This is a genomic window from Bacillus haikouensis (assembly GCF_013179555.1).
GTDB classification, from domain to species: domain Bacteria; phylum Bacillota; class Bacilli; order Bacillales; family Bacillaceae_B; genus Rossellomorea; species Rossellomorea haikouensis_A.
The window spans coordinates 1-10,429 of sequence record NZ_JABMCR010000153.1 but is presented as its reverse complement, the minus strand read 5'-3'; the positions used below and the strand labels follow the sequence as shown (position 1 = coordinate 10,429).

At 36.7% G+C, this 10,429-nt stretch carries 12 protein-coding genes and 2 pseudogenes; 12 read left to right on the top strand and 2 right to left on the bottom strand.

What is annotated here, in order from left to right; all coding sequences use genetic code 11:
* The 8 genes and pseudogenes from HP456_RS14640 to HP456_RS14605 all read left to right on the top strand — a co-directional run.
* Nucleotides 1–409 (top strand): fumarylacetoacetate hydrolase family protein (locus tag HP456_RS14640; protein ID WP_172252364.1); only part of this gene is annotated, 409 nt, incomplete at its 5' end.
* 245 nt (nt 410–654) lie between these two features.
* Nucleotides 655–1,938 (top strand): dicarboxylate/amino acid:cation symporter, encoded by a 1,284-nt coding sequence (locus HP456_RS14635; protein WP_172252362.1) that lies wholly within the window; start codon nt 655–657, stop codon nt 1,936–1,938.
* 175 nt (nt 1,939–2,113) lie between these two features.
* Nucleotides 2,114–2,338 (top strand): hypothetical protein, encoded by a 225-nt coding sequence (locus tag HP456_RS14630; RefSeq protein ID WP_172252360.1) that lies wholly within the window; start codon nt 2,114–2,116, stop codon nt 2,336–2,338.
* A 326-nt stretch (nt 2,339–2,664) separates the two neighbouring features.
* Complete coding sequence (locus tag HP456_RS14625) at nt 2,665–3,156, top strand: DUF2975 domain-containing protein (RefSeq protein ID WP_172252358.1); 492 nt, start codon at nt 2,665–2,667, stop codon at nt 3,154–3,156.
* Nucleotides 3,157–3,166: 10 nt separating this feature from the next.
* On the top strand, nt 3,167–3,382 hold the full coding sequence (locus HP456_RS14620; protein WP_172252356.1) for a helix-turn-helix domain-containing protein: 216 nt from the start codon (nt 3,167–3,169) through the stop codon (nt 3,380–3,382).
* 57 nt (nt 3,383–3,439) lie between these two features.
* Nucleotides 3,440–3,616 (top strand): annotated as a pseudogene (locus tag HP456_RS14615) (ATP-binding cassette domain-containing protein); the annotation flags it as partial.
* Between the two features lie 496 nt (nt 3,617–4,112).
* Complete coding sequence (locus HP456_RS14610) at nt 4,113–5,357, top strand: outer membrane protein assembly factor BamB family protein (protein WP_172252352.1); 1,245 nt, start codon at nt 4,113–4,115, stop codon at nt 5,355–5,357.
* Between the two features lie 112 nt (nt 5,358–5,469).
* Nucleotides 5,470–6,057, top strand: a complete 588-nt coding sequence (locus HP456_RS14605; protein ID WP_172252350.1) for a putative immunity protein — start codon at nt 5,470–5,472, stop codon at nt 6,055–6,057.
* A gap of 128 nt (nt 6,058–6,185) precedes the next feature.
* Here the strand turns inward: HP456_RS14605 and HP456_RS14600 are convergent, their stop codons facing one another.
* Entirely contained in the window at nt 6,186–6,827 is a 642-nt protein-coding gene (locus HP456_RS14600) for a lysozyme inhibitor LprI family protein (RefSeq protein ID WP_172252348.1), read from the bottom strand.
* A gap of 346 nt (nt 6,828–7,173) precedes the next feature.
* Here HP456_RS14600 and HP456_RS14595 point away from each other — a divergent pair, with 346 nt between their 5' ends.
* The 3 genes and pseudogenes from HP456_RS14595 to HP456_RS14585 all read left to right on the top strand — a co-directional run bounded on the left by HP456_RS14595 (nt 7,174) and on the right by HP456_RS14585 (nt 8,742).
* Nucleotides 7,174–7,566, top strand: coding sequence for a DUF3139 domain-containing protein (locus HP456_RS14595; protein WP_172252346.1), 393 nt, complete (start codon nt 7,174–7,176; stop codon nt 7,564–7,566).
* Between the two features lie 157 nt (nt 7,567–7,723).
* Nucleotides 7,724–7,927: a nucleic acid-binding protein gene (locus HP456_RS14590; protein WP_172252344.1), complete on the top strand. Its 204-nt coding sequence runs from the start codon at nt 7,724–7,726 to the stop codon at nt 7,925–7,927.
* Between the two features lie 158 nt (nt 7,928–8,085).
* Nucleotides 8,086–8,742 (top strand): annotated as a pseudogene (locus HP456_RS14585) (hypothetical protein).
* A 196-nt stretch (nt 8,743–8,938) separates the two neighbouring features.
* Here the strand turns inward: HP456_RS14585 and HP456_RS14580 are convergent.
* A complete protein-coding gene (locus HP456_RS14580) occupies nt 8,939–9,760 on the bottom strand; it encodes a DUF6612 family protein (RefSeq protein WP_172252342.1) in 822 nt (273 codons plus the stop codon).
* A 261-nt stretch (nt 9,761–10,021) separates the two neighbouring features.
* On the opposite strand from HP456_RS14580, the gene HP456_RS14575 reads away from it, so the two are divergent.
* Nucleotides 10,022–10,417, top strand: a complete 396-nt coding sequence (locus HP456_RS14575) for a DUF4181 domain-containing protein (RefSeq protein ID WP_172252340.1) — start codon at nt 10,022–10,024, stop codon at nt 10,415–10,417.
* The last annotated feature ends 12 nt before the right edge of the window (nt 10,418–10,429 follow it).

Genomic DNA, 10,429 nt, shown 5'->3' with positions numbered 1-10,429 from the left:
AAAACGTGGAAAAAACATATCAGAAGAGGAAGCGATGAATTACGTTTTTGGGTGTACCATTTTTAATGATATAACCGCAAGAGACCTAACTAGGGATGACCCGCAATACACAAGGGGGAAAGGATTTGATACATTCGGCCCAATAGGTCCCCATATTGTAACGGGTCTTGATCCATCCAATTTGCAAATTACAACAAAGCTAAATGATAAAATTGTGCAGGATGGTAATACACGTGAAATGACGTTAAAAATCCCATATTTAATTAGTTGGTTATCACAAATTATGACATTAGAACCTGGGGATGTTTTAGCAACGGGTTCCCCTTCTGGCAGCTGTACAATGCGATCTGGTGACACTGTCGAAATCGAAGTAAGCGGTATTGGAAAACTGCAAAATTATGTACGATGATCGTTCCTTAAATTGTGTTTAGGGATCAGAACAATATTGTCATGAATGAAAGGTTTATTGCTTTTGCAGCCAGGTAAAGTGAAGAACTTTCATCTATCACTTAAAGCAAATAGACACAAAAAAGTAAGCGTTTTCACATAAAAGTGTGGAGGACAAAATGTTTTTTATTAGCGTATATGAAAAATGTTTAACTAAATGTTAGATAGTGGATTATAGAACTCATTATGTGAAGGGAGAGAATCATTATGGGTGAAAAGAAACCTGAGGAAAAAAAGAGTTTGTTTAAAAAGATTATGGAAATGAATTTATTTACGAAAATCATGATTGGTTTTGCCTTGGGTATTATAGCAGGCCTTATACTCCAAGAAAAAGCGGCAATGTTTGCATTCTTAGGTACTATTTTAACGAATTTACTAGAGATGATCGTTGCCCCTTTAATTTTCTGTGTGATTGTAGGTGCTATCGCAAATATAGGTAAGGGGAATAAGGTTGGCCGAATTGGCTTGAAAACTGTCATGTGGTTCTTAGGAACAACGTTATTTGCGATACTTATTGGTTTATTCTTTGCTAATCTGCTGAATGTGGGGACTGGGGTAACGATTCCAGCACCGGGTGATGCAGCGGAAGTAACCAAATCTGCTGAAGAATTTTCTGTAATAGATACAATCGTGAATATTGTTCCAGTTAGTATTTTTGAAGCTCTGGCAGAAAACAATTTACTTTCAATTATCTTTTTTGCGCTTCTACTTGGTTTTTCGATCCTCGCATTGGGCGAAAGCGGAAAAAAAGTACGAGATTTTTTCAATACAGGGCAAAATTTGATGTCGAGATTAACAGAAATTGTTTTAAAATTTACTCCGATTGGAGTATTTGGTTTAATGGCAGATGTTGTGGGAAGTACTGGTTTAGATATACTTTTCCCTTATGCTAAAGCAATTATCGCACTTTTCCTTGCTTGTATTTTATTTTTAGTAATTGTACAGGCAGGAATTTTAGTAGGAGGGGTTGTAAAAATATCCCCAATAAGATTTTTACGAGAAATGAAAGATGCAATGGCTTTCGCTTTTGCAACCTGTTCCAGTGTTGCAACTCTACCTTTAACTTTAAAAGCCACTTTAAGATTAGGAGCAGATGAAGATACTACAAACTTTGCTGTGCCTTTAGGGGCAGTTATAAATATGAACGGCACAGCCATTTATCAGGCGGTTTCTGTTATTTTTGTCGCTCAAATTTATGGTGTAGAACTTTCTATAGCAACTCAATTAATGGTAATGCTTACCGCGACATTAGCATCTATAGGTACTGCTGGTATTCCTGGATCTGGATTGATTATGTCTGTCATTGTACTCGAGGCTGCAGGTTTACCATTGGCAGGTATAGCATTATTAGCTGGTATCGATCGTATTATGAATATGGGCAGAATTGTACCGAATATTGTTGGAGACGCTGCAACTGCCTTACTAGTTTCTAAATCTGAAGGTACTTTAAAAGTTAATAACAATTTAGAAGAAAATAAAGCTGCTGGCTGACAATTAAGGTTAAATATGTAAGTTTCTACGATGAAGAGCTCCAAGGTAATTGTTTGATTCTCGAACAGAATGAGCTGACTCAGTTATTGCTGACCTTAAGTACTTGTTTCCATTCCTGATTTTAGGAGATTCCGTTTTCCAGCACTTTCATTACACCCAGGAACCTAACCTGCCCATGAACACATTCGAGGCGCATCAGGAAATTGTTTCTTTCTATCTGTTCCAAGTACCGCAAGCATTTGTTCAGCCATTCTTGTTGCGATTCCCTAAAATGGAGTCTAAACGATTCAATCTCATCTTAATAATCAATTATCCTATCAGCCACCTTCTGATCAAGCATAATGTTCAAAAAGAAAGTTACCCTATGATGACTCAAACGATGCCATTCAACTCACAGTAGAACGTTACAAAATCCTAATTCAACCAGCCGTTGATAGGCTATGCTATGGTCCTGTGCTATTTTTGAGTCAACAGGGCGCTCTGTTCAATAACACCACCCCCTTGTTAAATCAAGGGGACCAGTCAGGAAGCAAACAAGTTATAAATTGTATAATTACCAGTTTTCAAGAGCATTTCCCAATCCAGAGAAATGCTCTTTTTGTTATTTTGAGATATATAAATAGTGCAATTCAATAAACAACAAATAAAAAATAATAAATATTTATTGAAAATCGATAAATTATATGGTAAATTTCTAAATGAAAACAAATTAGTGAGGTGTTATGTATGAAACGAGGATCAACATTCTTCTTGAGAACAGCTGTTATTCTTATGGGAATTCCTGTTCTTGCTTTGTGTATTTTTGGGTTGCCGCAGGTAATGAAAGAAGCCATTGGGCATATACAACCGGGCGCGGAGCTTGCTTATATGATTATCGGTGTAGTAACCGTGATGTATGTATCGGCCATTCCTTTTTACTTTGCGTTATATCAGGCATTAATGCTGCTGCGTTATATCGACAAGAGTCAGGCGTTCACGGAGCTCTCCGTTATATCTCTCCGCAAGATCAAAATCTGTGCCCTCATCATCAGTGGTTTGTATGCGGTGGTGCTTCCATTCATCTTTATCATAGCGCAATGGGATGATGCACCTGGGCTAGTGCTTATCGGAATGGTCATTGTCGGTGCTTCATTAGTCATTGCCGTATTTGCTGCAGTTCTCGAAAGACTTTTACAAGAAGCAATTACTATAAAATCAGAAAATGATTTAACGGTCTGAGGTGAATGAAATGGCAATTATAATCCATATTGATGTGATGCTGGCTAAAAGGAAAATGAGTGTAACAGAACTCTCGGAGAAAGTTGGAATCACGATGGCTAATCTTTCTATATTGAAAAATGGGAAGGCGAAAGCGATCAGGCTATCAACTTTAGAGGCTATTTGTAAAGCATTGGAGTGCCAGCCTGGAGATATTCTGGAATACCAAAGTGATGACGAAGGTTAAAGCAGGACATTTACACCTGGACGAAATCTTTAATTTTATTATTAAGGGAGTACAGGTATGAGCAGCGAACCGATTATCAGCTTGAAAAATGTGTCTAAGCGGATTGGGCGAAACACCATCATCGAGGATCTTTCATTCGATGTACCAAAAGGAGAAATTTTCGGTTTCCTCGGTCCAAATGGTGCCGGAAAAACAACCAGACTCCGCATGATCGTTGGTCTTATGTTGATCAGTAATTATAGAAAAGAGGGTGGGACAAAAGTGTTTTGGTCTAAGTAAAACCCGAACTGATTTGCCTTCTTACAGGCAAATCAGTTCGGGTTTTTATTTTGTTTAATGTACATTTAGATTTTTGCTCTTTCCAGCGGTTGATTGGAGTGCAAGACGAAGACTCCTGCAGCTAGACAAGTGAGAACCCGCAGGCTTGCCGAGGAGACTCACGGGCTACCCGCGGAAAGCGAAATCTTGCACGGAAATCATTAGCGGTATTAAGAACATACACTGAAATTGTTCGTCTTTATGTCGCGGTTTATTCGTTTTGTCCCTGCCCCTTTTTAGTTTTTGTAAGCAAGGCAGCGGTATCAAGAATGACAAGTTTCAATAAAGCAGCAAATCGAATAGACAGTTTGCTGAAACTTTACATCTTTTCATATCGAAATCGTTGAGTTTTCCAATATAAACCATTAGTATGAGACTGTATAAAAAACTCAAACACACGAGAGGGGATAAGATGAGAAAAAATTTAATAGGTATATGTTTTTTGTTCATTTGCAGTTTTACGATAGTAGCAGGTTGTTCGGAAAAGGAAACGAAGGAACCCACATCAGCGGATAGTGACGTGAAAACAAATAAAGAAGCCTCAACAACTCCTGAAAAGGGTTCATTTGAAGATATCCCGCATGGCGAGATAACTGAGTGGGATAGTGCAGAATTGAGATCCCGGGGATTTAAGTCGCAAGAACTGAGTGACAGTCCTGGTTTGGATTATTATCATCTGACGGAGGTGTCAAACGGAACCATTGCGTTTGGTGGAAACTATGGGTATAAGTTTTATAACCGGGGTAAAGGAACGTATTTACCTGATATGCTACAGCTGTTCCATGCAGATCCCGTTCATGTTTCTGAGGATACCATGTACTACTTGGATAAGGAATCAAAGGACCTCCATAAATTGAATATGAAATCAGGGGAGAAGTCAAAGTTACTTACACTCGAGTCAGCAGCTGGCATTGAGAAGCAAGACGGGATCCTTTACCTATATGGCAATAATAAGTCCATTGCATATGATGAAACGACTCAGAAAAAGGTATGGGAAACCGACCTTAACGGGGATATCGGAATCTTTGTCGAGATGGTTTTGACAGAGGATAAAATCGTATACTTTGGTCAGGATGCATTAGCAGCAATTGATCGGGAAACTGGTGAACAGTTATGGTTGGAAGAAGGATTCTACAGTGATATAGCGTTAAAAGATAATACGGTATACGCAATGAAAGAGTCAGAAGGTACAATCGCCAGTATGGATGAGTCTGCCATCGATATTTTTGCTCTGGAAGATGGGAATATTGAAAGCCAAACGAAAATCGCCGCCACACCGAAACTAACGAAAATAGATCATCAATTCACATCCGATATTTACAAAGATCACCTTATTTTATACGGAAATAATGCTGTTCTTTCCTATAATTTGAGTAAGGAAAAATGGGCATGGTACCTGACAGCAGGCGGAGATTTACATCAAACCACTGATGAACAGCTCAATAATCCGAATGAAATACATGCCAATATGATCGGGGATCAGCTTTATATCACAAATCGTGTTGACGACAAATCATTTATCTCGGTCGTTGACCCATTAACAGGGAAAGCACTTAACAAATACCAATTAGAACATGAGATTGCCGGACCATATAAAGATGGAGACGACCATTTCATCTATGTTCCGCCTACAAATGAAATAATGATGTTAAAGTAAATACAATGGAACAGCCGCAAAATGTTACAGAGTGCGGCTGTTTTTGTATGAGAAGTGTATTTATCTTGTTGCCACATGCCATTAAGCTGAGAATGGAAGGAGGGGTATAAAAATGTTTTCAGATGTAGAACAAAAATTAAAGAAAAAAAATAAATTGTTGTTCTCTCGTGATAGTCTTTGCCTGCAAGAGTTAATAAAGTTAATTCAATTACAAACTCATCGAACTCTTGTCATGTGGGCATTGGATTGTGCGAAAATGCCGTTAAATCAATTTGAGGCTAAGTACCCCAATGAACGAAGACCCAGAACTTGTTTAGAACTTTGTGAGGATTGGGCAAGGGGCAAAATAAAAATGCCTAAAGCAAAACAGGCTATATTAGGTTCACATGCAGTGGCAAAAGAAATTGATGATAGCGAGCACGGTGCTTTGTGCCAAGCAATTGGTCACGCTGGAGCTACTGTACATGTAGAAACGCATGCTTTAGGACTGCCTATTTATGAATTGAGTGCAATTGTACGAAAATACGGAGCAGAAAACTTTACAGAACCAGTCAGTGAAAAGATAGATTATTATTATACCCGTTTGCAATATTGGCAAGAAAATACAGATAAACTTGAACTTGAATGGGCAAATTTTTTGGTAGACAAAACTAAGCCTAATAAGGAAAAGTTATTGAGTGAACGCAAGTTAAAGAAATAAAATTGATGATCGAACTTCATAATATAGTATGAACTAATAATTTTGAATGAGGCTAACATATAACGGGGGCAATAACAGAAGATCAATCGTCGATCTCCGGCTATTGCCCCCTTCTTCAATTATTGGATTTAATCCCTCATATATTCCTCCACCAATTCATAACACCGATCCTTCGTCGACTCATACAAAGAGATGTACCACGCCACATTTTCAAACGTTCCACCTTCATACTTCAGTCGTTCTTTCTCAGCTTTTTCTTCCTTTTCTTTGATCCACTTCACTTGTTCAGACTTTAACTCCGCCATGACCTCTGGAGAGAGCTCTTTTTTCAGCAGGGAATAGATTTCATTCAAGGCATCGTCATATTTTTCATATGAGACACCGTAATAGTTTTTCATCGCGTTGGTGACACCTTTATCGGAGTCCTTTTTATATGGCAGGGCATCGAGTTCTTTTTGGATGTTGTCCAATTTTTCTAAGTAGGTTTGTTTTCCTTCTGCTTTTGTGACCGTATCATCCTGCCCTTCACTTTCAGGGCTGCTACTTTCAGTGGAAGTCTCCTTCGATTGATCCTTCTCGTTTTCATCGGATTCCGTTGTGCTGTCCACAGATGAATCATCCGTTTGTAAAGAATCCTCCTTGTTTGCAGAGGTCGCATCGGATTCCGACTGATTTGCGGCATCCCCATCAGATGATTGATTACAGGCGGACATTCCCACGAGTAACAAAGCGGACAAAATCGTTACGACGAACATGTTCCTTCTCTTCATTGTTACAGCTCCAATCCTTTGTTTAAAATGCAGTACTTGGATTATTTTAACATATCCATGTCCACGTGCTCGAATAATCAGAAATTAATACCAATTAATGATAAAGTTGAAAGAAATATTATTAAACCTGGATTGGGCTTTTAATGAAATTTTATATAATTCTAAAAGTCTCAAACTCAACGAAGCTCCCAGGATAATGGTTGAGCAAAATCAAGATCGAATGCATCAACATTCTGGAGTATTAAGTTAACGCTCAGGCTAGTTGAATTAACCCTTCAATCAGTAATTGACATTATACCCCTTTAGTGTAAAATTACACTAAATAATCAGTTGAGGAGGTTACATTTTGAAGAAATATAATAAGCCAATAATAATTGCGTTGATTTGTTTTGTTGTTGTTGGAATCCCAATGTTTATCTATGATGCATTTCACGGAAACTTTATAAGGGATTATTTAATGGAAAAACAAGTCAAAGAATACTTGACGGGGAATGGCTACACAGAAGAAGGTATTTTATCAATTGAAGCAGAATACAATATGAAATTTAATACAAATAGAATTAAAGGTACATTTGCTTATGTTGTTTTTAAAGATGAACCTAAAGAAAAATATGTGTATGTGCAATGGAGAGAGACAGGAAAAGTACAGCAAGAATGCAGTTATTACAGTGAAGATACAGGGGCGTTTGAAGCAAAATATACCCAAACAAGAAAGCATATGATTAAAAACTGTTATTAAATCATAGGTGGCGTTTGCTGAAAAAGCTGCACCCCTTTGTTCAAGTAAAGTTGTAGTAAGGTTGAAGAAGGTTTTAAAGAGTTGCCGTAAAAAATAAATTCAAAAGCATTCTAAGCTCAAATATAAAAATATTATTAATAATAGGGGTTGTTTATTAATGAAAAGAATATGTAATCAATGTCAAACTGAAATGATAGATGATTATAAGGTGACTGTTGAGGCTGATATTTCCGGACTTAAAATTAGTCAAAAAGGGAAAGGGTTTTTCAATAACGTATCGGCAAAACCTAAAGCATCTGTATGTCCCAATTGCGGTTATGTCGCTCTATACATTGATGATTTTAAAAAATTCCAACAGTAAATATGTTTGAAGTAACGGGGGCAATAACTGAAGATCATCAAATTGATCAGGCTATTGCCCTTATTCAATTATTGAGCAATTTAATAGATAAGTTATGGTAAATAAGGATTTTCCTAATGTAGTTGATAAAAGAGCATGGTTGGAAAGCGGGGAGTTAGATGGTAAGGAGAGAACTTATATCAGAAATAGCAAATAGAATCTTGAGTATAGAAACATGCCATCCAATTAGGGTAGGAGTCAGTGGAATAACTTCATCTGGCAAAACAACGCTTGCTGATGAGCTTAAGGAAGAACTTCAAAGTAGAAAAGTGAATGTGATTAGGACTAGCATAGATCATTTTCATAATCCAAGAGTTATCCGATACAGACAAGGGAAGGAATCTGCGAGTGGTTATTAAGAGGATGCTCATGATTACAATTCCTTTAAGCAGAAACTATTAATACCTTTAGGTCCAGGGGGGGACCTCCATTATCAAACAAGTTCTTTAGATTTAGCAAAGGACGAGTATGTGAACCCGGAAATAAAAATAGCAAATAAGGATTCAATTTTTATCATTGATGGAACTTTTTTATTTAAAAAGGATTTAAGTGACCTGTACGATTTTGAAATATTTGTTAAAACGGACTTTGCGTTAGCCAGAAAAAGAGGAGCCAAAAGAGAAGAACGGGCATTTGGAAGTTATGAAAAAGCTGAAGTAATGTTCCTGAAAAGGTATCACGCTGCATCAAAACTATATGTAGAACAACACTCACCTCAACTTAATGCAGATGTAGTCATTAATAATAATGATTTAGATAACCCATATTTTGTTTGAAAGAAATATCTTTTTTCTAGTAAACGGGGCAATAACTGAAGATCAGGCCGAAATCTCCGGTTATTGCCTTCTTCAATAACCAGGCAGTTTAGTGAAAAAGGTAAATTGAGTAAGAGTAAGCCTCAACAATCATTGTAGCTACCGAACACAAATGTAGAATAAAATTATATGATTTCATTTACTGTTTATTAGTTTGTTATCCTTCAGAACTTGTATAATCAATATGATTCTCTCTTACCTCATCAGGAAGGACAATGGATTCGACTTCGTTGAAATTTGAATAAGTTTCTTTGATTGTTTGAATAGTTTCTATAAGATTATGACCTTCATCAACTGTCATTTCCAAATCAGTAGTGATAATAGTGTTTACTAGTCTGAGAGTTTCTTTATCGATAAATACGTTGTAGGTTAGTGAGTTTGTAACGAGATTATCTACAAACTGTGAAGAATATAATGCCGGTAAAGTGATGTCCAATAAGTATTCAGTAAAACTTTTAAAGTTGTTTCCAGAACCTGAAAGCGTTAAAACATACTGTTCGTCCTTTTCTTCCATTTGTATCTTATCAGAATGTGACTCCAACCATTTAAGCTCATATATTATACTAAGATGCTTTCTAGTAGCTTCCAAAGAAGGACGAATCCCTGCTCCTGTGCCCTTGGTCCACCTAGACAGAACATCGGTTGCATATACATCACCTTCAAGGAGATATAATTCTCCTTTAAAGTTCTGATAACCGTCACTAAAACTAATGTGGGTCGTTTGATATAAAGCTTCCGGTTTTTTTATATAATCCATCTTAATGGTGGACGTATCCTTTGAAGGGGATGCGTCAGCATTTTTTTCAGCGTAAGTAGTATCCTGTTGAACTTCAATTACTGAACGAAAGCTGTTTACCTGCTCCATAGCCTTTATGGAAGCCCCTATAACATCTTTTGGAGCCTTTGGTTTGTTTGAACAAGCAGTGGCTGCAAATGATAATGTAAAAGTACATAAAAACAGAAATAGTAGTTTCTTCATTTTTCCCCCTATAGAGTATGACTACTTATTAGGTTACATTTGTACAATATATGATTCAATGGTAATGGAAAATATTTATTAAAAAAGGTTAAAAATAGAAGCAGGATTAGAAGAAGGATTAACGCTATTTATCTTGAAATTATTGGACTAACTTTGCAGATTAATTGAACAATTCAAAACTTATATAATCAGCTTTCCGTCAAATTAATAAAGTGGGGTTAAAGAAATGTGTAGATTGATTTATGTAACGGGAGGGGTTTTGTGTTCTGGGTAAAGTTTAGCTTACTAGCGATAATTGTTTTTGTGATTATCTCCACAGTGAAATTTCTTTTAAGAAAGATTTTTAAAGTGGAGAAAGTTAAAAGAAAATTTTTTTCCTATAATCATATAAATGATTCCCATCGCAAAGTTGATAAATGGATGAGGACCTTTACTGGAATCACTTTAATGATTTTAGCGATTCTGGTGATAAACTATAAAGATTTATCCTACTTATACTTAATTGGAGTTATCACGTTATTGACTTTGGACTATGCCATAAGGGCATTTTTTGAAATGGCATATAGCGAACATCCTAAACAAGCTATATTGACGCTTGCCGAAATGTTTCTGATGTTACTCGCCATCTTAATTGTTTTTAAATATTGGATTGCATAGTACTTATCAACC